At 59.3% G+C, this 26537-nt stretch carries 24 protein-coding genes; 16 read left to right on the forward strand and 8 right to left on the reverse strand.

Annotation, left to right across the window (positions count from 1 at the left end):
• The first annotated feature begins 49 nt into the window (after positions 1-49).
• The 11 genes from guaA (at position 50) to C6W91_RS03420 (ending at position 10976) form a co-directional block, all read left to right on the forward strand.
• Positions 50-1618 (forward strand): glutamine-hydrolyzing GMP synthase, encoded by a 1569-nt coding sequence (gene guaA, locus C6W91_RS03370; RefSeq protein WP_065270210.1) that lies wholly within the window; start codon positions 50-52, stop codon positions 1616-1618.
• Between the two features lie 573 nt (positions 1619-2191).
• Complete coding sequence (locus C6W91_RS03375; protein ID WP_274867635.1) at positions 2192-2710, forward strand: dTDP-4-dehydrorhamnose 3,5-epimerase family protein; 519 nt, start codon at positions 2192-2194, stop codon at positions 2708-2710.
• A gap of 440 nt (positions 2711-3150) precedes the next feature.
• Positions 3151-3840 (forward strand): hypothetical protein, encoded by a 690-nt coding sequence (locus C6W91_RS03380; RefSeq protein WP_370570432.1) that lies wholly within the window; start codon positions 3151-3153, stop codon positions 3838-3840.
• Positions 3833-4648, forward strand: a complete 816-nt coding sequence (locus tag C6W91_RS03385) for a hypothetical protein (RefSeq protein ID WP_370570433.1) — start codon at positions 3833-3835, stop codon at positions 4646-4648. Before C6W91_RS03380 ends, C6W91_RS03385 begins: the two co-directional genes overlap by 8 nt.
• 54 nt (positions 4649-4702) lie before the next feature.
• Positions 4703-5599, forward strand: coding sequence for a DMT family transporter (locus C6W91_RS03390; RefSeq protein WP_274867491.1), 897 nt, complete (start codon positions 4703-4705; stop codon positions 5597-5599).
• A gap of 76 nt (positions 5600-5675) precedes the next feature.
• Entirely contained in the window at positions 5676-6590 is a 915-nt protein-coding gene (locus C6W91_RS03395) for a DMT family transporter (RefSeq protein WP_274867492.1), read from the forward strand.
• A 56-nt stretch (positions 6591-6646) separates the two neighbouring features.
• Positions 6647-7510 (forward strand): ATPase, encoded by an 864-nt coding sequence (locus tag C6W91_RS03400; RefSeq protein ID WP_274834046.1) that lies wholly within the window; start codon positions 6647-6649, stop codon positions 7508-7510.
• A 50-nt stretch (positions 7511-7560) separates the two neighbouring features.
• Complete coding sequence (gene metA / locus C6W91_RS03405) at positions 7561-8478, forward strand: homoserine O-succinyltransferase (RefSeq protein WP_065270205.1); 918 nt, start codon at positions 7561-7563, stop codon at positions 8476-8478.
• Positions 8479-8482: 4 nt separating this feature from the next.
• A complete protein-coding gene (locus tag C6W91_RS03410; protein WP_370570434.1) occupies positions 8483-9430 on the forward strand; it encodes an alpha/beta fold hydrolase in 948 nt (315 codons plus the stop codon).
• A 66-nt stretch (positions 9431-9496) separates the two neighbouring features.
• A complete protein-coding gene (gene ppk2 / locus C6W91_RS03415; protein WP_370570435.1) occupies positions 9497-10366 on the forward strand; it encodes a polyphosphate kinase 2 in 870 nt (289 codons plus the stop codon).
• The gene (locus C6W91_RS03420) at positions 10359-10976 is read left to right on the forward strand and encodes a TetR/AcrR family transcriptional regulator (protein WP_065270202.1); all 618 of its coding nucleotides are present in this window, start codon (positions 10359-10361) and stop codon (positions 10974-10976) included. The genes ppk2 and C6W91_RS03420 overlap by 8 nt, the downstream gene beginning before the upstream one ends.
• 126 nt (positions 10977-11102) lie before the next feature.
• Here C6W91_RS03420 and rpsI read toward each other — a convergent pair whose 3' ends face one another.
• The 3 genes from rpsI to C6W91_RS03435 all read right to left on the reverse strand — a co-directional run bounded on the left by rpsI (position 11103) and on the right by C6W91_RS03435 (position 13618).
• A complete protein-coding gene (gene rpsI, locus C6W91_RS03425; protein WP_065270201.1) occupies positions 11103-11588 on the reverse strand; it encodes a 30S ribosomal protein S9 in 486 nt (161 codons plus the stop codon).
• 5 nt (positions 11589-11593) lie between these two features.
• Positions 11594-12052 carry a 50S ribosomal protein L13 gene (rplM, locus tag C6W91_RS03430; RefSeq protein ID WP_065270200.1) on the reverse strand — a complete coding sequence of 153 codons (459 nt, stop codon included), beginning with the start codon at positions 12050-12052 and terminating at the stop codon, positions 11594-11596.
• Between the two features lie 162 nt (positions 12053-12214).
• On the reverse strand, positions 12215-13618 hold the full coding sequence (locus tag C6W91_RS03435) for a PLP-dependent aminotransferase family protein (protein ID WP_347508479.1): 1404 nt from the start codon (positions 13616-13618) through the stop codon (positions 12215-12217).
• A 93-nt stretch (positions 13619-13711) separates the two neighbouring features.
• Here C6W91_RS03435 and C6W91_RS03440 point away from each other — a divergent pair, with 93 nt between their 5' ends.
• From C6W91_RS03440 to speE, 3 genes are all read left to right on the forward strand, one after another.
• Positions 13712-13945, forward strand: coding sequence for a DUF1127 domain-containing protein (locus C6W91_RS03440; RefSeq protein WP_274828059.1), 234 nt, complete (start codon positions 13712-13714; stop codon positions 13943-13945).
• Between the two features lie 216 nt (positions 13946-14161).
• On the forward strand, positions 14162-14668 hold the full coding sequence (gene speD / locus C6W91_RS03445) for an adenosylmethionine decarboxylase (protein WP_065270197.1): 507 nt from the start codon (positions 14162-14164) through the stop codon (positions 14666-14668).
• Positions 14665-15516 carry a polyamine aminopropyltransferase gene (speE, locus tag C6W91_RS03450; RefSeq protein ID WP_065270196.1) on the forward strand — a complete coding sequence of 284 codons (852 nt, stop codon included), beginning with the start codon at positions 14665-14667 and terminating at the stop codon, positions 15514-15516. The genes speD and speE overlap by 4 nt, the downstream gene beginning before the upstream one ends.
• 89 nt (positions 15517-15605) lie before the next feature.
• Here speE and ccmE read toward each other — a convergent pair whose 3' ends face one another.
• The 5 genes from ccmE to C6W91_RS03475 all read right to left on the reverse strand — a co-directional run bounded on the left by ccmE (position 15606) and on the right by C6W91_RS03475 (position 22660).
• Positions 15606-16049, reverse strand: a complete 444-nt coding sequence (gene ccmE, locus C6W91_RS03455) for a cytochrome c maturation protein CcmE (RefSeq protein ID WP_065270195.1) — start codon at positions 16047-16049, stop codon at positions 15606-15608.
• Positions 16050-16085: 36 nt separating this feature from the next.
• Entirely contained in the window at positions 16086-17114 is a 1029-nt protein-coding gene (argC, locus tag C6W91_RS03460) for an N-acetyl-gamma-glutamyl-phosphate reductase (RefSeq protein WP_274867495.1), read from the reverse strand.
• Positions 17115-17246: 132 nt separating this feature from the next.
• Complete coding sequence (murI, locus tag C6W91_RS03465; protein ID WP_274839197.1) at positions 17247-18056, reverse strand: glutamate racemase; 810 nt, start codon at positions 18054-18056, stop codon at positions 17247-17249.
• 24 nt (positions 18057-18080) lie between these two features.
• Complete coding sequence (locus C6W91_RS03470) at positions 18081-19013, reverse strand: lysophospholipid acyltransferase family protein (protein WP_274867636.1); 933 nt, start codon at positions 19011-19013, stop codon at positions 18081-18083.
• Between the two features lie 221 nt (positions 19014-19234).
• On the reverse strand, positions 19235-22660 hold the full coding sequence (locus C6W91_RS03475) for an indolepyruvate ferredoxin oxidoreductase family protein (protein WP_274867496.1): 3426 nt from the start codon (positions 22658-22660) through the stop codon (positions 19235-19237).
• A gap of 178 nt (positions 22661-22838) precedes the next feature.
• Here C6W91_RS03475 and C6W91_RS03480 point away from each other — a divergent pair, with 178 nt between their 5' ends.
• Together C6W91_RS03480 and purL are read left to right on the forward strand one after the other, a co-directional pair.
• The gene (locus tag C6W91_RS03480) at positions 22839-23744 is read left to right on the forward strand and encodes a LysR family transcriptional regulator (protein WP_065273448.1); all 906 of its coding nucleotides are present in this window, start codon (positions 22839-22841) and stop codon (positions 23742-23744) included.
• A gap of 521 nt (positions 23745-24265) precedes the next feature.
• The gene (gene purL / locus C6W91_RS03485; protein WP_274828055.1) at positions 24266-26431 is read left to right on the forward strand and encodes a phosphoribosylformylglycinamidine synthase subunit PurL; all 2166 of its coding nucleotides are present in this window, start codon (positions 24266-24268) and stop codon (positions 26429-26431) included.
• The last annotated feature ends 106 nt before the right edge of the window (positions 26432-26537 follow it).

Raw genomic sequence — 26537 nt, forward strand, 5'->3', positions numbered from 1 at the left:
GGCCATCTGCCCTCTTGCCAGCCGCCCTGTCTGCCCCTATGAGCCAGACATGAGCCAGACATCCCATGACCGCCTCCTGATTATCGACTTTGGCAGCCAGGTCACGCAGCTTATTGCGCGTCGCCTGCGCGAGCTGAACGTCTATTGCGAAATCCACCCCTATCAGAATGTCACGATGGACTTTGTGCGCGAAATGGCGCCCAAGGCCGTGATCTTCTCCGGGGGTCCGGACAGTGTGACCCGCGAGGGATCCCCCCGCGTGCCGCAAGAGATTTTTGACTATGGCGTGCCGATCCTTGGCATCTGCTACGGCCAGCAGGTGATGATGCACCAGCTAGGCGGCAAGGTGCTGTCGGGCCACGGCACCGCCGAATTCGGCCGCGCCTATGTGACCCCGACCGTCGACTCCCTGCCGCTGCTGAACGGATGGTTCCAGGACGACAGCGACCGCGAACAGGTCTGGATGTCGCATGGAGACCACGTCAGTGAAATCGCACCGGGATTCAAGGTCTACGGAACATCGCCCAACGCCCCCTTTGCAATCACCGCAGATGTGAGCCGCAATTTCTACGCGGTGCAATTCCACCCCGAGGTGCATCACACGCCGAACGGCGCCAAACTCTATGAGAACTTCGTGAAACTGGCCGGGTTCAGCGGCGACTGGACCATGGGCGCATACCGCGAACAGGCAATCCAGGCGATCCGCGATCAGGTCGGCGACAAGCAGGTGATCTGTGGTCTGTCCGGCGGCGTCGACAGCTCGGTTGCGGCCGTGCTGATCCACGAGGCGATCGGCGATCAGCTGACCTGCGTCTTTGTTGACCACGGTCTGCTGCGCAAAGGTGAGGCCGAAGAGGTCGTCACCATGTTCCGCGACAATTACAACATGCGCCTGATCCACGCGGACGAGCAGGACCTGTTTCTGGGGGAACTGGAAGGCCAGTCCGACCCGGAAACCAAGCGCAAGATCATCGGCAAGCTGTTCATCGACGTGTTCCAGAAACACGCCGACACCATCGAAGGCGCCGAATTCCTCGCTCAGGGTACGCTCTACCCTGATGTAATTGAGTCCGTGTCCTTCTCGGGCGGACCTTCGGTCACGATCAAATCCCACCACAACGTGGGCGGCCTGCCTGAGAAGATGGGTCTGAAACTGGTCGAACCCCTGCGCGAGCTGTTCAAGGACGAGGTCCGTGCGCTGGGCCGCGAGCTGGGCCTGCCGCAAAGCTTTATTGGGCGTCACCCGTTCCCCGGGCCGGGTCTTGCCATCCGCTGCCCCGGCGAGATCACCCGTGAAAAGCTGGACATCCTGCGCGAGGCCGACGCGGTATATATCGACCAGATCCGCAAGCATGGCCTTTACGACGAAATCTGGCAGGCATTTGTCGCGATCCTGCCGGTGCGTACCGTCGGCGTAATGGGAGATGGGCGTACCTATGACTACGCCTGCGCCCTGCGCGCGGTGACTTCGGTCGATGGTATGACTGCGGATTACTACCCCTTCAGCCACGAGTTCCTCGGCGAGACGGCGACCCGGATCATCAACGAGGTCAAGGGCATCAACCGCTGTACCTATGACATCACCTCCAAGCCTCCGGGCACCATCGAGTGGGAGTGATCCCTCGCGTGTAAGTCGTTGATACTTTAGATTGACGGCTTACACATTTTCCTTGGGCGCTCAGACCACACATTGATTTTCCGAGGTTCAGACCTCCAACTCTAAGAATGGGGAGTGCGGCTCGGGTTTCGAGTGATGACGTCCCGCATGCCATTTTCTTGCGACGTCTTTTTGAAACACGTGCCTCGGCTGGTACGGATGGCGTGCAACTCTGCCGTAACGACTGGCCAATCAATGCCCCCCCAATCACCTCGGCAACGAAGCCCTGACCGCGCCAAACCATGCTGTGGTCTGCGCTCTCCCTTAGAAAAAAATAGGCCCTTCCCCAGCGGCGCACGTACGGACTGTCTCTTTTGCACGGGAATGATGTCACCGGTTTCGGTGACCAAAACCTCGTATATTTACTGCACACCCCGGCACTCGATTATTACCCTATGACTGCGGGAGAAAAGAGAGTTTCTCGCAAACACTGCACAAAATCTTGACTACGCCCCCAACTGCAAAACCTATGACAACATCAAAATTCGAAACGAGACAAAAAATGCCTAACCAGTTCGAAAAACATCTACTACACTGGATGATGTTTTTGCCCTAAAACGTTTTACACACACAGGAGAACGCGAGCTATTTGAAAAAACATATAACTACAAGACACTCGATAAGTTAAAACTAGGAGAAGCCATTAAAGTCCAGGAATATACATTCCGGATTTCGAAAAAGAACGATCTATGCGGAATGCATTACCAGACTGCCCCTTATGGCTGCGCAAAAATTGTAAGCGTTGTCAAAGGCGAGATTATTGACGTTATTATTGGAGTGGGCGGAGCATCAAACGAACGAAACAAAGGCATAGTTTTCTCCGTTCACCTATCCGACAGCAACCGGAAAAGCCCATTTATTCCGGCTGGATACGCGCACGGCTTTCTGGTTCTTAGCGAAGAGGCCGTAGTTGCTTATCATCAGACAATTCATTTTGACGCGGCTTCTGACACCGGAATTCATTTTGTTTCATTCGGATTTCAATGGCTGGTACAAAACCCTATTATCAGCGAAAAAGACGCAGCGCTTCCGGGGTTGAACGAGGTTCTTTGATGCACTCAAAGGATTGTTCGACCTGAGACCTTATTGGATCAAAATATTGTTGAAAACGGAGCGTTGATGAATGCTCTGAAAATACTTCAAAACGGCTCCTTAAACATCCGCTCCACACCGCACTATTTATTTAGCAAGCGGCGACGGAATACATTTTAACTTCACTCCTGTACGCAACAGTGATGCGCTGAGGCAATACAATCTAGCAATATGGTGTTGCCGATTTTCGATAGCTATCCCGTCCGCCTTTAGTATTTTAACGACCGGATAATTTGGGTCTGACACTTGCGAAGATTTCCGAACGGGTCCGAACCTCTTTTTTTCAACTTAAGCATACATATTTTTAACACATCCTTCCTAGTTTGCTTGGCGTTGCTCCAGTACGCAAAGGCTGACCCGTGATCATTTGCCACCCTCTCAGGCTCATTTTCATCAAGACGATGAAGGTCGGGGGAACGTCGTTCGAGATCGCCCTGTCGAGTCTGTGCGATGGCGACAGCGTCATCACCCCCATTGCTCTGGATGATGAGGCTTTGCGCCGCAGGCTGGGGATTCCCGGCCCGCAGAATTATATCGCTCCGGTCTGGCGCAACGCTGATGGCGAAGAATACTGGAGAAGTTCAGGAGATTTCGTCAACCACATCCCGGCCCCAAGGGCTAAGGCCCTTACTCCACCCGACGTCTGGGACGGATATCGCAAGATTACCATCTGGCGTAATCCCTTCGATGTGGCAATTTCGCGCTATTTCTGGGTGGGCGGCACCGCAACCGGGATGCATTTTGACGAGTTTATCGACCGTCACCGGAGCTTCCTGCACGACAATGCCCGGATCGCACCCCTTACAGGAGAAGCCGCTCTCGACAGCTATCTGCGGTATGAATGCCTTGCGGATGACATGGAGTCGCTTCAGGTGCCCGGCCTGAAAGAGCTGTTCCAGGCGTTGAACGCCAAGAGCAATATCCGCCCCAAATGGGGCACATCTGTCGCGGAAACATATTCCATGTTCCCTGCCGCGGCAGAGATCATCGCAGAAGAGTGCAAGGAAGAAATCGCCTTTTTTGGCTATCAGAATCCATTGTCACATGCGCCCCCCCAAGCAGCACAAACAAAGGACAAACTCCATGTCTGAGCTCATATTCTCCCTCGCAGCAGGCCGGTCTGGCAGCGCCTGGCTTGCCAAGTTTTTGGAAGCGAACCTAGGCTTTCCAACCGTGCACGAACCGTTCGGCATTGACGATTTTGGCAATACCATGCCGGATATTCGCACCATGCGCTCCTTCAATATGCGCGGGATGGATGACGTGGTCCGCGGGTTCTGGGGCCGAAAGATGGCCAGCCTGCCAAAAGACAAGCCCTATGCGGAAACCAACCACACGCTCGGCAAATGTGGTCTGGTCGAAACTTTGATCGATCATCCGCGCTGCGACGATACGACAGTCATCATCCTGCGTCGGAACCTGGCTAAGCAATGCGCCAGCTACATCCAGCGCAATGATTGCGGGAACATGACGCTATTGTGGCAATGGTACCTGGCCCCCAATTATCGCAATGTCATCCTGAAACCCGAGTCCTTCCTGAAAATGGGCGTCGTCGGGACCGCGCTTTGGTACACGCTCGAAATGGAATGCCGTCAGCATTATTATGAACAAGTTTACGGCGACCGCGTCAGATTTGTGCATGCTCAGCTGGAAGACGTCATCACGCCTGAGGGCGCCCGCAAGCTGCTTGCAGATCTTGGCCGAGACCAAGCCGCAACGCTTCCTCCAAAGGCCAATGCGAATGTGGCGCCTCCTGACGTTGGGCTGATCGATGAGATCGACACTTTTCTGTCGAAAACCGGTTTCGACGCCCAAGCGCTGGTGGCCCAGTACCTGGATGCGGGGTTTAACCTGGATCAGTCACACAAGAAACAGCCCCAGGTCGCTGCCTCCTCTTGACCCTTCCATGCAATTGGGCCTTCTTGCTGCCCAAGCCATGCGGGGGACGACACAATGCAAGAGCAGCCAATACAGATCGCCAAGGCGGCACTGTGGATGACCGGCTCGATCGTCTCGTTCTCCTCCATGGCCATCGCCGGGCGCGAGGCGGGGCTGACGCTCGATACCTTTGAGATCATGGCCTACCGCAGCGTGGTGGGCGTGATCGTGGTGGTGGCGATCCTGACATTGACCGGCAAATGGCATCAGGTCAGCCGCGAGCGCATGGGGCTGCACCTGGTGCGCAATCTGGCGCATTTTACCGGCCAGAACCTATGGTTCTTCGCCGTAACGGTCATTCCGCTGGCTCAGGTCTTCTCTCTTGAATTCACCTCCCCCATCTGGGTGATCATCCTGTCCCCCCTGATGCTAGGCGAGCGCATGACGCGGGTGCGGGCGGGCGCGGCAATGCTGGGCTTCATCGGCATTCTGATCGTCGCGCGCCCCTCGCCGGAAACGATAAACGCCGGTGTTCTGGCGGCGGCTGGCTGCGCGATTTTCTTTGCCCTGACGGCGATTTTCACCAAGCGCCTGACCCGCCACGAAAGCATCGCCTCTATCCTGTTCTGGCTCACCTCCATGCAACTGGTGTTCGGCTTTGCCATGGCAGGCTGGGATGGCGATGTAGCGGTGCCGGATGCTACCACCCTGCCCTGGCTGGTACTGATTGGCCTTGCTGGCCTTACCGCGCATTTCTGCCTGACCAACGCCCTGTCGCTGGCCCCGGCCACCGTGGTGATGCCGATCGATTTCACCCGTCTGCCCGCCATCGCGATTCTGGCGATGATCCTTTACGGCGAAGAGGTGGTGATCTGGACCCTGCTCGGCGCTGTGGTGATTTTCGCTGCGAACTACATCAACATTCTGGATGCGTCCGGCAGGCTGCGCCCGCGCGGTGCGCGCATCGGCTAGGGCTTTCTGCCCAAACGGCAGATGAAGCCGCAGGAAACGGATCGCGGCAGCATCCCTTTCGGCGCAGAAAAGCGGCATGACAACTCAGCATTCCATATCCCCCCGCGCTTGGGTCGAGCTGAGCCTCTTGGCCTGCCTCTGGGGCGCCTCCTTTCTGTCGATCCGCATCACACTCAACGAAGTGCCGGTACTGACCTCGGTATTCTACCGTTGCGCGGGCGGCGCCGTGGTCCTTTGGGTTGCGGTACTCCTCCTGCGTCTGCCGCTGCCGCGCGCGCGCCAGGTCTGGGGGAGTTTTCTGGTGATGGGGCTGCTCAACAACGTGATCCCCTTCGTGCTGATGGCCTGGGGACAGCTCCATATCGAAACCGGGCTGACCTCGATCCTGAATGCCACAACGGCAATATTCGGAGTTCTGGTGGCCGCGCTGTTCTTTGCCGATGAAAGGATCACGGCGCGGCGAGCCATCGGAGTCGCCTTGGGGTTTCTGGGTGTATCGACGGCCATTGGCCTCAGCAGTTTTGCAGATTTCGATCCGCGCAGCGCGGCGCAGCTGGCAGTTTTGACCGGCACGCTCTCTTACGCGTCTGCAGCGGTCTGGGCAAAACAGCACCTCGCTGGCCTGAAGCCGCAAGTGGCCGCTGCTGGAATGTTGACAGGCTCCGCCCTGATCCTGCTGCCCCTCACGCTGGTTGTGGATGGGGTGCCGCGCCTTGATCTGATGCCAGTCACCTGGCTCGCGATTTTCTACTATGCGGTCTTTGCTACGGCGGGGGCATATCTTCTGTACTACCGGGTGCTGGCGATGGCGGGCAGCAGCAACCTGATGCTGGTGACGCTGATGATCCCGCCCGTTGCCATCCTTCTGGGCGCCGTGGTGCTGGGCGAGGCCCTTCCGCCCCATGCCTACCCCGGATTTGCGCTTCTGGCGCTTGGCCTGCTGATCATTCAGGGGCGCATTCCCCTGCCCCGACGCCTTCGGCGGAATTGACCCGGCCGCAGACACTGGCTAGCAAGGCGCCAAGTGATCAAGGATCTGGAATGCCAATGCTTTATTCTTCCGCTCAGGCGTGGCGCGACGCCCCCAGCAAACGCGTGCTGTTCTTTGGCATGTCGGGACTCGGCAAGACCTACATCAGCAACATCCTACGCGGCGCGGGGGGCTGGTTCCACTACTCGATCGACTACCGTATCGGCACCCGCTACATGGGCGAATACATCGCCGACAACGCCAAGGCCGAGGCGATGAAGGTCCCCTTCCTGCGTGATCTGCTGCTGTCAGATTCGATCTACATCGGATCGAATATTACCTTCGACAACCTGACACCGGTCTCCTCCTACCTCGGCAAACCGGGCAGCCCGGCCATGGGTGGCCTTCCGATGAGCGAATACCGTCGCCGTCAGGAACAGTTCCGCCTGGCCGAAATCCACGCCCTGCTGGATACCGAATATTTCATCGACCGGGCCGAGCGGCTTTATGGCTATCCGCATTTCATCTGCGACACTGGTGGGTCGATCTGTGAATGGGTGGATGCCGAGGATCCGAACGATCCGGTCCTGACCGAACTGTCCAAACACACGCTGATGGTCTGGATCAAAGGTGACGAGGCCCATACCGAAGAGTTGATTCGCCGCTTTGATCGCGCGCCCAAACCGATGTCTTATCAGCCTGAGTTCCTGAGCAGGGTCTGGGAAGACTATCTTAGCAAAAACAATGTATCAGAGGCAGATGTTGACCCCGATGCCTTCATTCGCTGGACCTACGCGCAGGCGCTGGCGCACCGTCAGCCGCGCTATGAGGCGATGGCGCAGAACTGGGGTGTGACCGTCACCGCTGACCAGATCAGCGCCGTGCGCGACGAGGCTGGTTTCGAGGACTTGATCGCCAGCGCACTTGAGAGTGCCGCCTAGGCAGCTTATCTCTTGCCCTCAGCCTAACACATGAACCGCAAGGACCTGACATGCCTATCAAGATCCCTTCTGACCTGCCCGCCTATGACGTTCTGACGAACGAAGGCGTGATGGTCATGTCGCCGGATCAGGCGGCGCGTCAGGATATCCGCCCGCTGCGCATCGGCCTGCTTAATCTGATGCCGAAGAAGATCCAGACGGAGAACCAGTTCGCCAGGCTGATCGGCGCGACGCCGCTCCAGATCGAACTGTCTCTGATCCGGATGACCGAGCACCAGACCCGCAACACCGCGGCTGAGCATATGGCCGAATTCTATCGCCCCTTTCAGGAGGTGAAGGACGAGCGCTTTGACGGGTTGATCATCACCGGCGCCCCAATCGAACATCTGAATTTCGACAACGTCACCTATTGGGATGAGCTGCGCGAGGTGTTTGAGTGGACGCAGACCAATGTGCACTCCACCTTTGGCGTCTGTTGGGGCGGCATGGCGATGATCAACTATTTCCACGGCGTCAAGAAACACATGCTGGATCACAAGGCCTTCGGCTGCTTCCGACATAAGAACCTCGCGCCTGCCTCGCCCTACCTACGCGGGTTTTCAGACGATTGCGTCATTCCCGTCTCGCGCTGGACCGAGATGAAACAGGATGAAATCGACAGTCATCCAGAGCTCATCACCCTTCTGGGAAGTGATGAGGTTGGCCCCTGTCTGGTCGAGGATCCGAACCATCGCGCGCTCTATATCTTCAATCACTTCGAATACGACAGTGATACGCTGAAGCAAGAATACGACCGAGACGTTGCCAATGGCACCGAGATCAACGTGCCGATCAACTACTACCCGGATGATGATCCCAGCCGCACGCCGCAGAACCGCTGGCGCAGCCATGCGCATCTGCTTTATGGCAACTGGATCAACCAAATCTACCAAAGCACGCCCTTCGATCTGAACAACATCGGTCAATAGCGCATTGTTATCGCTTGCCTTTGCCATGGCTGCAGGCGTCGGCATCACCGCCCTGCAAGGATCCCGGCGGGAGGCCCGCGCCAGGGCCAGCCACCCGCCTGAAGGCCGGTTCATTGAGGTTGGTGATGCCCGCGTGCACGCGGTCGAGATGGGCCAGCCGCAGGGCTCGGCGCCAGATCTGGTGCTGATCCACGGCTCCAACGGCAGCACCCGCGATATGAGCTTTCGCCTCGCCCCTGCGTTGGCCGACCGTTTCCGCGTACTGATGTTCGATCGCCCCGGTCTCGGCTATACCGCAGCGCCAAAGGCTGGCAATGCAACGCTGCGGGATCAGGCGGCCCTGCTGCAACAGGCCGCGGCCAGCCTTGGCGCCGAACGTCCCATCGTGCTGGGGCAAAGCTATGGCGGGGCCGTGGCGCTCGCCTGGGCTGTCTACCATCCGGATGATCTCTCGGCGCTGATCTCGGTCTCTGGCGTGTCGCACCCTTGGGATGGCTCGCTCGATCCATTCTACAAAGTGACAGCCTCGCCGCTGGGTAGCCGTCTGGTGGTGCCGCTGATCACTTCCTATGTGCCGGAACGCACCGTGACCCGCGCGCTGGAGGATGTCTTTGCCCCCCAACCAGTGCCAGAAGGATACGCCGAGCATTTTGGTCCCGGACTGACCCTCAGGCGCGGATCGCTCCGGGCCAATGCCCTGCACCGGGCCAACCTTCTGCGCGATATCAAGGCGCAGGCACCGCAGTATGACCGCATCAAGGTACCGGTCGAGCTTGTGCATGGCGACGCCGACACCACCGTTGGGGTTCATCTGCACGCCGCAAGACTGGTCAAGGACGTGCCGCAGGCCCGGCTGACCCTACTCGACGGGATTGGCCACATGCCACACCATGTGGCCACCGGGGATGTGACAGACGCCGTGGACCGCGCCGCCGCCCGCGCCGGGCTTTAGGTAAATCGGAGTCACATTGCACTGCGCAATGCCCTATAAAGAGTTGAGGACAGGAAGGTTTTGCCCATGACATTGCCATTTGACGGCGCCATCAGCCGCTATTTCGAGACCGGCGCGCCTTCTGACATCCGCAAGGCTATCGCCGATGCGGGAAAGAAGGCGATATTGGATTCAGACTATCCGCATGCCGCGCGGATGAAGAAAAAGTCCTATGAGCAATCCATGGACGCGCTGCAGATCGAGCTGGTGAAACTGCAATCCTGGGTCAAAGCCTCTGGCGCCCGTGTCGCCGTGGTGTTCGAAGGCCGAGATGCCGCAGGAAAAGGTGGCACAATCAAACGCTTCCGCGAAAACCTTAACCCTCGCGGCGCGCGGGTTGTGGCGCTGCAGAAACCAACCGAGGCTGAGCAGACCCAATGGTATTTCCAGCGCTATATCGACCATCTGCCCTCGGGCGGTGAAATCGTATTTTTCGACCGCAGCTGGTACAATCGCGGCGTCGTCGAAAAGGTCTTTGGCTTTTGCACCGACACGCAGCGCGAGCGCTTCTTCCATCAGGTTACAGGGTTCGAGGAGGCTCTGGTCGAGGACGGCATTCACCTGTTCAAGATCTGGCTGAACGTTGGCCGGGCCGAGCAGCTCGATCGGTTTCTAGCGCGCGAATCTGATCCGCTGAAGCATTGGAAGCTCAGCACCATCGACGTAAAAGGGCTGGAACGCTGGGACGCCTATACAGATGCCATCGGCGAAACCTTCCGCCGCAGCCACACCAAGGTGGCCCCCTGGACCGTCGTCCGCTCGGACGACAAGCGTCGCGCGCGACTGGCTGCCATCCGTTCGGTCCTACATGGACTGGATTATGACAACAAAAACGCCGAGGCACTCGGGGACGTAGATCCCCTCATCTGTGGCGGACCGGACATCTGGAATGCGTAAACGCGGCTATCATCACGGCAACCTGCGTCAGGCCCTTGTGGAATCTGCGCTGGGTCTGATCGAGGCAAAAGGCCCGACCGGCTTTACCCTGTCCGAGGCGGCAAAACAGGCGGGCGTCACCCCGGCGGCAGTCTATCGCCATTTCGAAGGCCGCGAGGATCTGATCGCAGAGGCCGCAAAACAGGGTTTTGCGATGTTCGCCGATCTGATGCAGCACGCCTATGAAAAATATCAGCCCTCGGCCCTAGCGGCATTTGAGGCAACGGGACGGGCCTATCTCGCCTTTGCCCGCAAACATCCCGGCCATTACATCGCGATGTTCGAAAGCGGTATTTCCGTCAACCGTACGCCCGAACTGGCAGATGCCGCTGCCCGCGCACGGGGCATCCTGGAAAAGGCTGCTGCGGATCTGAGCCAGCACATCCCGGCCGAAAAACGCCCGCCCGCAGCGATGTTTTCCGCCCATATCATGGCGCTGAGCCACGGGGTTGTGGAGCTTTATGCCCGCAACACGCCCGGTGCCACCTCGCCCTTCTCGCCCGAGGATCTGCTCGAAAGCGGGATCATGATCTATCTGCGCGGTCTGGGCCTGATTGAACCCGACAAATAGGCACCGCGGCTGCGCCTTTGTACGCAGGTTCCAGGGCGGTCCAATCCCCCGTTTCAACCACACAGACAAACCACAAAAAAGGCCGCAGATTTCTCTGCGGCCTTTCTCTGTTCTGCTGTCCAGCGATTAACGCTTGGAGAACTGGAACGAACGACGCGCTTTGCGGCGGCCGAATTTCTTACGTTCAACAACACGGCTGTCACGGGTCAGGAAGCCAGCAGCTTTCAGGGCGCCGCGCAGGGCGGGATCATAAAGCTGCAGAGCTTTGGAGATGCCGTGCTTGACCGCACCGGCCTGACCGGAAAGACCACCGCCTTTGACGGTTGCGTAGACGTCGAACTGGTCCTCGACACCGGCAACGGTGAACGGCTGGCGCAGGATCATCTGCAGCACCGGACGGGCGAAGTATTTGTTCAGCTCTTTGCCGTTCACTTCGACCTTGCCGGAACCCGGCTTGATCCAGACGCGTGCGACTGCGTCTTTCCGCTTACCGGTTGCATAGGCACGACCCAGCTCGTCACGGACGGGCTCACGGGAAATGGTTTCTTCAGCGACAGCTTCAACGCCTGCAACGGCGCCCAGCTCTTCGAGAGTGTTGATCTGATCAGCCATCGGTCTCAGCTCCGCGTGTTTTTCTTGTTCATGGATTTGACATCCAGAACCTCGGGGGCCTGGGCCTCATGCGGGTGCGCGGCACCAGCATAGATACGCAGGTTGCTCATCTGCTGGCGCGCCAGACGGTTGCCCGGCAGCATGCGCTTCACAGCCTGATAGACAACACGCTCGGGGTGCGCGCCTTCCAGGATCTGTTGCTTGGTGCGGGACTTGATGCCGCCCGGGTGGCCAGTGTGCCAGTAGAAGTGCTCGTCGCGCTTCTTGCCGGTCATCTGTACCTTGTCGGCGTTGATGATGATGACGTTGTCGCCCATGTCCATGTTCGGCGTGAACGACGCTTTGTGCTTACCGCGCAGGCGCATGGCAACGATCGAGGCAAGACGGCCCAGAACAACGCCTTCGGCGTCGATCAGGATCCAGTTCTTCTCGATATCTGCCGGAGTAGCAGAGAAGGTTTTCATGGCAGGTCTATCCTGTTTGTCGTGAAGATGAGCCGGAATACAACTCACCTGAATTCGATGGACGGGGTTTACGGGGATCTCCGCACTGCGTCAACACAGCAAAACAACAATTTATCACGCAAAATCAGCGTGTTAAAAAATAGGTATCAAAATACCCCACCCCTAGACGCTGATTTGCTCGGGCGGGTTGTCCAAAAGGCTGCGCAAACGCAGCATCGCGTCTTCGAACTTAGCCAAAGAAACCTGCCCATTGATGGTGATGCGCACGGCATTGGGCGCGCGGCCATCCCTCAGGGCGAATTCATCGGCTGACCTGATCTGCACACCTGCAGCTTCTGCCGCGCGAGTAAAGGCAGCGGAGCGCCAGCCTGCAGGCAGTTTCAGCCAGAGGAACGGGACCTCGTCTTTCCATGTCAACTCAAACGCACCAAGGGCATTCACCGCCACACGCACATATTTGGCCATTTCCTTGCGCACCTCTTTGGCCAGCTCCTTGCTGCGCGGGTCCGAAAGCAAGACGCGGATCAGCTCGGCCAGCGGCTGCGACAGGCCAAAAAAGCTGTATTCCGCCGACCGGCGCAGATCCTGTTCGTGGCCTTTGGGCGCGAGGGCAAAACCGACGCGCAGCGCCGGCGTCAAAACCTTGGAGATCGAACAGACGTGCCAGGTGATATCGGGCGCCAGAGCGCGATAGCTGGGCGCGCCGGCCTCCCCCATGCGATAGCAATCATCTTCGATGATCTGCAGCTCATGCCGCCGCGCGACCTTGATGATCTCCTCGCGCCGTTTTTGCGGCGTAAAAAGACCGGTCGGATTGTGCACCTCGGGGCTGGTACAGAGAACCGTCGCGCCCGTCTTGCGGATGGCAAGCTCCAGCGAATCCGGACGAATCCCGTGTTCGTCCATCCCCACCCCGACAACCTTGGCCCGGAGCAGTTCAGACGCACGACGAAAGCCGGCATAAGAAAGATCCTCGACCAACAGCGTGGGCTGCGCGTCCTTCAGGACCGCCTGCAGCACTGTTAGGATGCCGTTCTGACCGCCATGAGTCAGGACCACCTGGTTTTCATCCAGCGGCCCCAGCGGCTGATCTGACAGCCAGTCCACCACCGCTTCGCGCACCGGGCGGTAGGCGTCTCGGGTCGGGTAGTTCAGGAACATCAGTGGATCGGCGGCGGCGACCTTCTTCATCGCCTCCCGGATCGCAGCCACCTGCCCCACATCGGCAAGACGCGGGCTGAACAGGCTGACATGGTTGGGATCGCTTTCCTCCCGAAGGTGCAATTCGCGGGACCAGACATCATCCATGACCTTGGTCTGCCGCTCAGCGACAAATGTACCGCGCCCGACCTCCGCCTGCAGAAGTCCTTCGTCCGTGAGGGTGGAATAGGCCCGCGCCACCGTGCCGGGGGTAATGCCCAGCTGATAGGCCAGATCGCGCACCGGCGGCAACTTTGTACCAACACGCAATGTATCGTTTTCCACCGCCGCGCGGATTGTATCGGCCACCCGCTGATACTTCGGTCCAGGCTTATCACCAAGGCTCGGCGCCCAAATTGTACCCATTACAATGCTTCCTTAGACAGCTGAGTCGGAACTTTGTATCAAATGATCGTACCAACAACACAGGATTGTATCAATACAATAAAGGATTTGACCATGACACAGCACGCGACCCCTGCACATTCCAGCATCACCTTTCTGACCAATCAGCCCACCCTGCCGGTGCTGGCTCAGGTCGCGGTGACGTTCGCGGTTCTGATGACGAAATGGTCCGTCCGACAGCGCAGCCGTAAACAGCTCCGCCACCTGACCCCGGAACAATTGCAAGACATCGGGCTCTCCCGCGAGGACGCCCATTATGAAGCCACTCTTCCGTTCTGGCGCCCCTGATCCCCGGGTACCGGAACCACCTGACGGCCGGGGCCAGTTCCCCGGCCTTTTTTCTTTTCAATCATTTCAAAGCCCCTGGTAAATTTTTCCTTGATCGAATCTGCCATGGGGCCTAGATGCGCCTCACTTTCGGCACCGATCCCAACCCCGGACCCTTATCCGGGGGGGCGCTAAGGGCCGGCTGGATTGTCATCTACTGGAACGAAGGGGAGTGTCATGAAAGACGCCAACCTCTTCCAACTGGGGATCGGTCTGGAGACAGGCGCCCAAGAGGAAGATACCGCCCGCAGTGTACCCGCTGCGATCATCGAAACCGTTGTGGACAGCGACCGCGAAGACCATTTCATCCGCCGCGATGGAAAAGTATTCGCCGGAACCCATCTGATCATCGAAGTCATGAACGGCACGGGCCTTGATTGCGAGACCCGCATTCAGAACGCCTTCCGCAAATGCGTCGAAGTTTGCGGCGCCACGCTGCTGCACATCCACACCCATAAATTCTCGCCGCAAGGCGTGTCGGGCGTGGCCGTGCTGGCCGAAAGCCACATCTCGGTGCACACCTGGCCGGAAATCGGCTATGGCGCCTTTGACGTCTTCATGTGCGGCGATGCCGAACCCTGGCGCGCTGTCGGCGTGCTGAAAGAGGCCTTTTCCACCGATCACGTGGAGGTCCGGGAGCTTCTGCGCGGGGAGGAGCTGATCGCCAAGGAGGTCGCGGCATGAGCGAGACCTGGATCACCGAACGCCTGCACGATCACTACGCGCAGAGCCTGCGCGTGGATGAGATGCTCTATGACAGCAAGACCGAGCATCAGCGCCTGAAGGTCTTTCAGAACGGTACGTTCGGCCGCATCCTGACGCTGGATGACGTGGTGCAGACCACCGAAGGCGACAATTTCATCTACCACGAGATGCTGACCCATGTGCCGATCCTGGCGCATGGGGCCGCAAAACGTGTGCTGATCATCGGCGGCGGCGATGGCGGCATGGCGCGCGAAGCACTGCGCCACGCCTCGGTCGAACATGTCACCATGGTCGAGATCGACGCCGGTGTGGTGGATTTCTCAAAGGAATACCTGCCGATGCTGAGCCAGGGCGCCTTTGACGATCCACGGCTTAATCTGGTGATCAACGATGGCGCCGCCTTCATGCGTGAAACAGATCAGAAATTCGACGTGATCGTGGTCGATTCCACCGATCCGATCGGCCCGGGCGAGGTGCTGTTCACCAATACCTTCTACGGCCACGCCGCCCGTGCGCTGACCGATGACGGTATCATCGTCACCCAGAACGGCGTGCCTTTCATGCAAGGGGACGAGCTGACCGGCACCATGCGCGCCTTCAAGACGCTGTTTGCCGATCACAGCTGCTATCTGGCGACGATCCCGACCTATGCGGGTGGTCCGATGGCCTTTGGCTGGGGCAGCCACTCCAAATCCGCGCGCACCGTGTCGCTGGCCGATCTGGAAAAACGCTTTGCCGCTGCCGGGATTGAAACCGATTACTACACGCCCGAGGTGCACAAGGCGGCTTTCGCCCTGCCCGGCTATGTGAAGAAACTCTTCCCATAAGACCTGCGCCATGCGCAGGATCTGCTGAAACAAAACGGGGGCCAATGGCCCCCGTTTTCATTTAGTGCTGTTTGGGAATGTTCCGAACCTCAGGCGTCCGGCTCCTGATAGACACCCTGTTCTTTCAGCGCGTCCACGACTTCCTTGGGCATGTAGGTCTCGTCATGTTTCGCCAGAATTTCAGAGGCTTCGAACACACCGTTGACGTAACGGCCTGTGCCGACCATGCCTTGATTTTCCTCGAACAGATCCGGCAGCACACCCGCGTAGGTCACCGGCACGGTTGCGCCGCCATCGGTCACAGAGAACCGCACGGTTTCGCCCTGACCGCGCACCAGACTACCATCTTCGACCAGACCGCCAATACGGAACACCTCTGTCGGCACCGGCGGCTCGGCCATCACCTGACTAGGCGAACGGAAGTAGTTGATCCCATCCCGCATCGCATAGCCGATCAAAGCCGTCGACACGATCAAGGCAACGGTCGCCAATGCGATCACCTGAATGCGGCGCTGCTTTTTGAGGTTTTTCATATCGTTACCGTCCTGTGCTCGTCCGGGTCTGGCGCCCTAGGGGAACAGCGGCGCCATCATCAGACCCGCAGTTTCGTCTTCACCTAACATCAGATTGGCGTTCTGCAAGGCCTGTCCGCTGCTACCTTTTGTCAGGTTATCCAGCGCCGCAATGACAATGGCCCGCCCTTCGATCCGGTCAGCGGTCACGCCGATATGACAGAAGTTGGAGCCGCGCACGTGGTGGGTGCTTGGCGCCGCGCCAAAGGGCAGAACCTCGACAAAGGGTTCATCGGCATAGGCCGAAACAAAGGCCGCATGGATCGCCTCGGCGTCGCCTTTCACATAGGTCGTCGCCAGAATACCCCGGTTGGCGGGAACCAGATGCGGGGTGAACTGCACCTTGACCGGACGCCCGGCCAGTTTCGAGAATTCCTGGTCGAATTCACCCAGATGCCGGTGCGTGCCACCGATGGCATACGCATTGTAACCCTCGCTCAGCTCCGCATGCAGCAGGTTTTCCTTCAGGGCCCGACCCGCACCAGAGACGGCGCATTTCAGATCGAGGATGATTTCATCCAGATCAATCAGGCCAGAGGTGATCAGCGGCCGCAGCGCGAACTGCCCGGTGGCCGCGTTACAGCCAGTGCCGGCCACCAGCCGCGCGCCCCGGATCTCATCCCGGTAGAATTCGGTAAGGCCGTAAACAGCCTCTTTCTGCTGCTCCAGCGCAGCATGGGGGTTGCCGTACCATTTCTCGTACTCCGCCGGATCGCGCAGCCGGAAATCCGCCGACAGATCGACGATCTTCAGATCCTTCGGCAGGGCAGCGATCACTTCCTGGCTGGTTTTATGCGGCAGAGCGCAGAAGCACAGGTCGATCTGTGAAAAGTCGATCTCGCTGATCTTGCACAGGGTCGGCAGATCCAGATGGCGCAGGTGCGGGAACACCTCGGCCATGGACAGCCCCGCCTTGCGCTCGGCAGCGAGCGCCGCGATTTCAATGCTCGGGTGCTGGGAAATCAGCCGCACCAGTTCCGCGCCGGTGTAACCGCTGGCGCCAAGGATAGCCACTTTGTGGGTCATGTCAGACCTCGTCTTTTGAATTTAGGTGATTTGTACCGCAGCAACAGGCGGTGAGAATAGGGAAAACTGCCGCAGCCGACAGGCGATCCGCCCAAAAGGACGACTGAAAGCCGCCCCCGTGGAAGCGCCGGATCAGGCTGCTTCAAAGGTGATTTGTCGTCGCAAGAACTGGGTCGCATGGGTGCTGACCCGCGCCGGATCGCCAGTGGTGTAGAACCCTGCCTTGCCGGTGCCGTACATATCCGGGTGCCGCTCAAGGTAATCAGCCAGACTGTCGGCGACCAGATCGCCCTGGCTGAACACTTTGACCTGTGGGCCAAGCGCCTCCTGAAAGGTCTTTTCCATCAACGGATAATGGGTGCAGCCCAAGATGGCAGCCTCGGGATGCGGCATCTTGCGCAAGAGCGCATCCACATGGCTGCGCACCAGCGCCTCAGCCAGGATCATGTCGCCTTCCTCGATGGCGTCGACAACACCGCCACAGGCCTGCGCTTCCACATCGACACCAATGGCGCGAAAGGCCAGTTCCCGCTGAAACGCCCGGCTGGATACGGTCGCGGGCGTTGCGAACAGCGCCACATGCTTCACCGCAACCTCGCGCGGCGGCGAATTATCGCCCCACTGGCGCTCGGTCAGTGCTTCGATCAGCGGCACAAAGACGCCAAGCACGCGCTTGCCCTTGGGCAGCCCGCCCTCCTGCATGCGCCGCAGCGCCGCCGCCGAAGCGGTGTTACAGGCCAGGATCACCAGATCGCAGCCCTTGTCCCACATATCTTCCACGGCGGCCTTGGTCAGCTGATAGACATCCTCGGCATCGCGTACGCCATAGGGGGCGTGAGCACTGTCGCCGTAATAGATAAGGTCAACCTCCGGCAGACGCCGCTGCACAGCGTCGAGCACGGTCAGACCGCCCAGACCAGAATCAAAAATGCCTACTGCCATGTTCTTCTTTCGCGGATGCCACGTTCAGGCGCGATGTTTCTCTTCAAACTCGAACCCGCGCAAGCCCGCATCGAGAGGAGTCGGAGACAGCTCATACGTCGCTTTGCGCAGGAAATCCATCATTCCTTTGGCATCCCCGGTCAAAGGGTCAAGTTTGTCGCGCCCGATCGCCTCGCCGATCACCACCCGCACCGGCGTATCGACCCGCTTGTGGAACTCCTTGATCAAGAGCCCCATGCGCAACGTAGCGTGCAGATGGCTGGCGATCTGAAACAAGCGCGAAGTGTGGCCGTCAAAATAGACCGGCACCACAACCGCATCGGATTTGGCAATCATCCGCGCGGTAAAGCTGCGCCAGCCCGGATCCATCGGCCGGGCAAAAGGCGTTGCCGCCGTGGAAACCGTCCCGCCAGGAAAGATCCCGATGGCGCCGCCCTGCCCCAGATAGCTGAGCGCCGTTTTGCGGGTCTCTAGGTTGGTGCGCAGCGCCTCCTTTGTTTCGGCAAAATCAATCGGCAGAATGACGCGATTCAGGTCCTCTGCCTTGCCGAATACCTGATGCGCCAGAATGCGGAAATCCCCGCGCGTTTCGGCAAGGATGTGCCCCATCATCAGCCCATCAAGGATCCCATAGGGATGATTGGCGATCAGAACGACCGGCTTGTCGCGCGGAATATTGAACAGCGCGCCGCCGATGATCTCCAGCGACAGACCATAGCGTTCGGCGATGACGCTCCAGAAACTGCGGCCACCCGCGACCTCCTGTTCATACCCCCGTGCGCGCCGGATCAGTTTCAGACGGCCCGTGGTATTCTCCATCATTCGGATCACCAGACGCCCCGAACGGGTCTGCGCCGAATGCGCATAAGAGATCTCCCGCGCGATCTGGCGCGCGCTGGACCGGATTTTTCCAGGACGGGATTTTCTTGATTGGGTTTTGCCGGACAGTTGCTGCATCTCGGACATGGGCTGGGTCTTTCTGGACGGAATCACCAAGGTGACCGGTTAGGCATAACAGCATCTCAGATCCCCGTAACAGACTCATGACCGGTCTACGGCAGGATCCCGCGCCCTGACCCAGAACGCAGCAGCGCCGCGCAAATGCGCGGCGCCGGGCCCAACGGGCAAGAGGCAGCCGTCCGGCTGTCACCTGCCGGGCGGGAGAACACCCCTGCGGCTTATTCGGCCGCTTTCTTCATCGGAGCACCGCCCTGACGCAGAACCGCCAGCAGTTCTTCGCGTCGTTTCGCCGCCTTCTGCTCGCTTTCCATCTTCACCGGACCAAAGCCACGGATCTGCAGCGGCAGTTCGGCCAGAGCGACCAGCGGGTCCATGATCTCAGGCGAGGCTTTTGCCAGCCATTCCTTCATGTCGCGCTCGTATTGCTTGATCAGCGCCCGTTCCATCTTGCGCTCGGCGGTATAGCCAAAGATATCGAGCGGCGTGCCGCGCAGACCTTTGAACTTCGCCAGCAGCTTCAGACCGCGCTCCATGCTTGGGCCGAAACGGCGCTTTTTCGGGCGTCCGTTGGCGTCAACCCCGCCCAGGATCGGCGGCGCCAGATTGTAAGAGATCTTCAGATCGCCCTCAAACTGCGCCTCGGCCTTTTCGCGGCTGCTCAACAACAGACGCGCCACCTCGTATTCGTCCTTATAGGCCAGCAGCTTGTGATAGCCCTTGGCGACGGCTTCCTTCAGGCGCGCATCGTCGATGCCATCCAGCATCTTCATATAGCGTTTGGCCAGCCCCTTGCCCTGATAGGCGGTCAGATGATCCTGCCGATAGGCGATCTTTTCATCCAGCGTCTTGGGCAGTTCCACCACGTTGGCGGGTTTGATGAGCTTGGCGACCTCTTCGGGGTGCAGCACCGCCCAGCGACCGATTTCAAAGGCACGCAGGTTCTTTTCCACCGCAGCGCCGTTCAGCTCGATCGCCTGGGTGATTGCCTCAAGGCTGACCGGGATCAGACCGCGTTGGAAAGCCCCGCCAAAGACCATCATGTTGGAGAAGATCGAATCTCCCATGGTGGCCTGCGCCAGCTGCGATGCGTCGAACATATCGAGCCGCTCGCGCAGGCGTGCCTCCAGCGCCACCTCAAGCCGGTCGGTGGGCAGTTGGAAGTTGGTGTCGCGGGTGAAATCCCCGGTGATGATCTCGTGGCTGTTCACCACACCGCCGGTCTGACCTGTGCGCATCAACCCAATGGTCTTGGCGCCCGCACTCACCACCAGATCGCCACCGATCAGCGCGTGCGCCTCACCGGTGGCGACGCGGATGGCGCTGATGTCATCAGGCGTTTCGGCAATGCGGCAGTGGATATGCACTGCGCCGCCCTTTTGTGCGAGGCCTGCCATCTCCATCATGCCGGCACCTTTGCCGTCGATCTGTGCTGCCTGCGCCAGCACCGCGCCGATGGTCACAACGCCTGTGCCGCCGACGCCGGTGATCACCACGTTATGGGTACCGTCGATCTTGGGCAGGTCGGGCATCGGCAGATCGGGCAGCTTCAGCTCGGCCGTGGCCTCCTTCCGGATCTTGGCGCCTTCGATGGTCAGGAAGGACGGGCAGAAGCCGTTGAGACAGGAGAAATCCTTGTTACAGGAGGACTGATCAATCGCCCGCTTGCGTCCCAGTTCGGTCTCCTTGGGAACGATGGAAACGCAGTTGGATTGCACCCCGCAGTCGCCGCATCCTTCGCAGACGTCCGAGTTGATGAACACGCGCTGATCGGGATCGGGGAACAGGCCCCGCTTGCGACGGCGGCGTTTCTCGGCGGCGCAGGTCTGGACATAGATGATGGCAGAAACGCCTTCGACCTCTTCCATCTGCTTTTGCACGTTCATTAGCTCGGCCCGCTCATGGGTGGGAACCCCGGCTGGGAACTGCTTGAAATCGATCTCTTCTTTCTCGTCATAAACGATGGCGAGATGCTCCACCCCCATCGCCTTCAGCTCATGCGCGATGCGATAAGCGCTGAGACCACCTTCGTTACCCTGACCGCCAGTCATGGCCACCGCATCGTTATAGAGGATCTTGTAGGTAATATTGGTGCCTTCGGCCAGCGCAGCACGGATCGCCTGCACACCGGAGTGGTTATAGGTGCCATCGCCAAGGTTCTGGAACACATGCTTGCGCTTGGAAAACGGCGCCTCGCCGATCCAGTTGGCGCCTTCGCCGCCCATATGGGTGAAGCCCATGGTCTCGCGGTCCATCCACTGCACCATGAAGTGACAACCGATCCCGGCATAGGCACGGCTGCCCTCAGGGATCTTGGTCGAAGAATTGTGCGGACAACCCGAGCAGAAGTAAGGCAGGCGCGCGGCGATTTCTTCGGCGTTGTCGGCGCGGCGCGCCTCGTCCAGGCTGGCCAGCCCGGCGCGGATTGCTTCGGTGTCGCGGCCCTCTTCGATCAGAATCTCGCCCAGCTTCTCGGCGATCATGATGGGGTCGAGCGCATAGCGCGTCGGGAAGAGTTCCGGCCCGTGCATGGAGCCCGCTCCGCCGCCCTTGTGCCAGCCGTAAACCCGGCGACCACGGCGGTCGTCAAAGATCGCCTCCTTGATCTGCACCTCGATCAGCTTGCGCTTCTCCTCGACCACGACGATCAGATCCAGACCTTCGGCCCAATCGTGGAAGCCCTTCATGTCCAGCGGCCAGACCTGACCGACCTTGTATGTGGTGATGCCCAGACGTTCGGCCATCGCCTCATCGATATTCAACAGAGACATGGCGTGGACCAGATCCAGCCAGTTCTTGCCCGCGGCCACGAAACCGATCTTGGCACCGGGTTTGCCCCAGATGCGTTTGTCCATCTTGTTGGCGTGGCTGAATGCCTCGGCAGCAAAGCGTTTCTGGTCGATGATCCGGTCTTCCTGCTGGAAACGATCATCCACCAGGCGGATATTCAGCCCATCCTGCGGCATGGTAAAATCGGGGGTAACCAGTTTCACCCGATCCGGGCTCGCATCCACGACCGAGGTTACCTCGATGGTGTCCTTCATCGTCTTGAGGCCGACCCAGAGACCGGAAAACCGGCTGAGCGCGTAGCCATAAAGCCCGAAATCCAGGATTTCTTGCACACCAGCGGGGCTGAGGATCGGGAGGTAGGCATCCATCAGCGCCCATTCGGACTGGTGCAGCACGGTGGAGCTTTCGCCGGTGTGGTCGTCGCCCATCGCCACCAGCACGCCGCCATTTTTGGAGCTGCCGGCCATATTGGCGTGGCGGAAGGCATCGCCGGCGCGGTCAACGCCCGGCCCCTTGCCATACCAAAGGCCGAATACGCCGTCGAATTTGCCTTCACCACGGATTTCGGCCTGTTGCGCACCCCATAGGGCGGTGACGGCCAGATCCTCGTTCAAACCATACTGAAAGGTGACATCGGCCTCTTTCAGCTGCTTTTCGGCCCGGCTCATCTGCATGTCTACAGCGCCAAGCGGCGATCCGCGATAGCCGGTAACAAGCCCAGCAGTGTTGAGACCGGCAGCCGTGTCCCGCGCCTTCTGCATCAGCATCAGGCGCACAAGCGCCTGCGTGCCGTTCAGCATGACAGGCGATTTGCTCAGATCATATTTGTCATTCAACGAGATCTTTTGCGTGCTCATCCGGTCCTCCCAACCACAACTGGCTTGCAATAATTTCCATCGATATTAGGTCACAAATACTGACCTGTATACCCACTGTTGTCAATATCCCCCTCCGGAAGCGCGCTTCTGCATTCGGAAATTGATCCAAGTGTCAGGTTTCATATAGGCTGATATGGGCACAACGAAAGTAACGGATATGGACTGGGACAAGCTTAGAATTTTTCACGCCGTGGCAGATGTCGGCAGCCTGACCCACGCCGGGGACAAGCTTAACCTGTCGCAATCCGCGGTCAGCCGCCAGATTCGTGCGCTTGAGGAAAGCCTGAACGCGACGTTGTTTCACCGTCACGCGCGCGGGCTGATCCTGACCGAACAGGGCGAGCTGCTGTTTGACGCGACCAAATCCATGTCCAAACGGCTCGAAGCGGCTTCGGCCCGGATCCGCGACAGCGAAGACGAAGTGTTCGGCGAATTGCGCGTCACCACGACATTCGGCTTTGGCACACTGTGGCTGGCGCCCAGGCTGACGAAGCTCTTTGAACAATATCCCAATCTGAAAATCGACCTGATGCTGGAAGAGCGGGTTCTGGATTTGCCCATGCGCGAAGCCGACGTTGCGATCCGGATGAAAGAGCCGAGCCAGGCGGACCTGGTGCGCAAGCGACTGATGACGGTTCAGATGCGACTTTATGCGTCTCGCGCATATCTGGACCGCAACGGCACGCCGCAGACCGCCGAAGATATCAAGAACCACCGTCTGATCTGCCAGAACCAGAATTCGGCACAGGTCGGTTCTGCCGCTGTGCTGGTCCAGAAGCTGATCACCCACGGTCCCGGCTCGATGCTGTCGGTCAACAACTACTTCGGGGTCCTGCAGGGCGTGCTTCACGATCTGGGAATCGGCATCCTGCCTGACTATGTCACCGAGGATTTCCCCGATCTGGTACAGGTTCTGCCGCATGAGGACACCAGTGGTGTGCCTGTCTACCTGGCCTATCCGGAAGAATTGCGTCACTCGCAGCGGGTGTCAGCTTTCCGCGATTTCGTGCAAACCGAGATCATGGCGCACCGCAAACATATGAAAGAGATGGGGAAACTCTGACCTTAGGTCAGCAGGCGTTAAGCTATGCACAACATGCATACCAGAAATGACGCAATTTGAGACGGAAAATTCTTGAAGCAGAGAAGCTCTATCCCTAAATGACCCTCATGAAGACGGCGCCAAGGCGCACTTCATACCTCCCTGTTGGACTTCGGCCGAGCTTAGTGCTCGGCCTTTTTTTTGGCCATTTGGTCCAGCTCCTGAGGCTTTCAATCAGGTCACACGCCACTCGGAAGCGCCGGACACATTCAACGTCTCGCATCCACACCGCCAGCTGCAACCCTTTCCCCGGTGATCATTGCCCAGTTTTCTCACGTGCACGGATAATGACGGCATTTTCCGGCCCCCAATGACGGTCTGCACATTTTTCAGGCAATTCGAGCATGACCCCCCTCCCCAAGCCGGACCTTCTCGCAGCGACGAAACGCCCTGCCTTCAATGATACATACGCTTTGCCCTTCCCCCGTCCGCTTCCTTGCCCTAAAAGGCGCGCAACCGCAGCCACTGGGGAAACGACACGGATGCAGGAACCAGCAATCACGCCCGAACTGATTGAAAACCACGGACTGAACTCCGAGGAATATCAACTGATCCTCGAAATCATCGGACGGGAACCCACCTTTACCGAGCTGGGCATCTTCTCGGCGATGTGGAACGAGCACTGCTCTTACAAGTCGTCCAAGAAATGGCTCCGCACCCTGCCGACCGAGGGGCCCCAGGTCATCTGCGGTCCGGGTGAAAATGCCGGTATCGTCGATATCGGCGATGGCGATGCGGTAGTCTTCAAGATGGAAAGCCACAACCACCCTTCTTACATCGAACCCTATCAGGGTGCGGCAACCGGGGTTGGCGGCATCCTGCGGGACGTCTTTACCATGGGCGCGCGGCCAATCGCCTCGATGAACTCGCTGTCCTTTGGTGAGCCGTCCCACCCCAAGACCCGGCAGTTGGTCAACGGTGTGGTCGAAGGCATCGGCGGCTACGGCAACTGTTTCGGTGTGCCCTGCGCAGGCGGCGAGGTTCGTTTCCACTCTGCCTATAACGGCAACTGCCTAGTGAATGCATTCGCTGCGGGTCTCGCAAAAACCGACAGCATCTTCTACTCCGCCGCATCCGGTGTCGGCATGCCGGTGGTGTATCTGGGCGCCAAGACCGGACGTGACGGCGTCGGCGGCGCCACCATGGCCTCGGCCGAATTCGACGACACCATCGAGGAAAAACGCCCCACCGTTCAGGTTGGCGACCCCTTCACCGAAAAACGCCTGATGGAAGCGACGCTGGAGCTGATGCAGACCGGCGCGGTGATCTCGATCCAGGACATGGGCGCAGCTGGTCTCACTTGTTCGGCGGTGGAAATGGGCGACAAGGGTGAGCTTGGCATCAAGCTGAACCTCGAAGACGTACCCCAGCGTGAAGAAGGCATGACCGCCTATGAAATGATGCTGTCGGAATCCCAGGAGCGGATGCTGATGGTGCTGAAGCCCGAGAAAGAGGCCGAAGCCAAGGCAGTGTTCGAGAAATGGGACCTCGATTTCGCCATCGTCGGCGAAACAATCGCCGAGGACCGTTTCCTGATCCAGCACAACAACGTGGTGATGGCCGACCTGCCGCTGTCGAAACTGGCGTCCTCTGCGCCTGAATACGACCGTCCCTGGGTCGAAACGCCCGCCGCAGAACCGCTGACCGACGCGGATGTGCCCACTATCGATCCGATCGACGGCCTGAAGGCGCTGATCGCCTCACCGAACTACGCAGGCAAACAGTGGGTCTATGAACAGTACGACACCACCGTGATGGGCGACACCGCCCGCCGCCCCGGCGCGGGCTCCGGCATCGTCCGGGTGCATGGCACCGGCAAACAGTTGGCCTTTACCAGCGATGTGACGCCGCGCTACGTCAAAGCGAACCCCTTTGAGGGTGGCAAACAGGCGGTAGCCGAGGCTTACCGAAACCTCTCTGCCGTGGGCGCCCTGCCTCTGGCGACGACCGACAACCTCAACTTCGGCAACCCGGAAAAGCCCGAGATCATGGGCCAATTCGTCGGCGCCATCAAAGGCATCGGCGAAGCTGTTGCAGCGCTCAACATGCCGATCGTTTCGGGCAACGTCTCGCTTTATAACGAGACCGACGGACAGGGCATCCTGCCCACCCCAACCATCGGTGCCGTGGGTCTGATCGCCGAGGGCGAAGAGGCGATCACCGGTGAAGTGCGCGAAGGCCATATCGCCCTGCTGATCGGTGAAACCACTGGCCACCTGGGTCAGTCGGCCCTTCTGGCGGAAGTCTTCAACCGCGAGGACGGAGATGCGCCGACGGTGGATCTGGAAGCGGAAAAGCGTAACGGCGAATTCATCCGCGCCAACCGCGAGCTGATCAAGGCCTGCACCGATCTGGCGGATGGCGGTCTGGCGCTGGCGGCCTTTGAACTGGCCGAGGGCGCTGGCGTTGGCGTGCAGATCGATGCCGGTGACACCCCGACCCTGTTTGGCGAAGACCAGGCCCGTTATCTGGTCGCCTGCAACTTTGATCAGGCCGAAGGTCTGATGCTGGCAGCCGGTCAGGCCGGTGTCAGCGTCACCACCGTGGGCCGTTTCACCGGTGACACGGTAAAAATCGGTGGCAGCGAAGCGCCGCTGGAAGAGCTGTCGCAGATTTTCCGCAGCAGCTTTGCCGAGGCCGTCGCCTGATAACAAACACAAACGGGCGCCCTCCCGCGCCCGCAGGTGCCCTTGCCTATGGCAAGCCCCCCTTTACGGCCTTGGGCCCGGCAGCGCGCATCGCGCGCTGCCGGGC

It is taken from the genome of Phaeobacter sp. SYSU ZJ3003, from assembly GCF_041300735.1.
GTDB lineage: Bacteria > Pseudomonadota > Alphaproteobacteria > Rhodobacterales > Rhodobacteraceae > Phycobacter > Phycobacter gallaeciensis_A.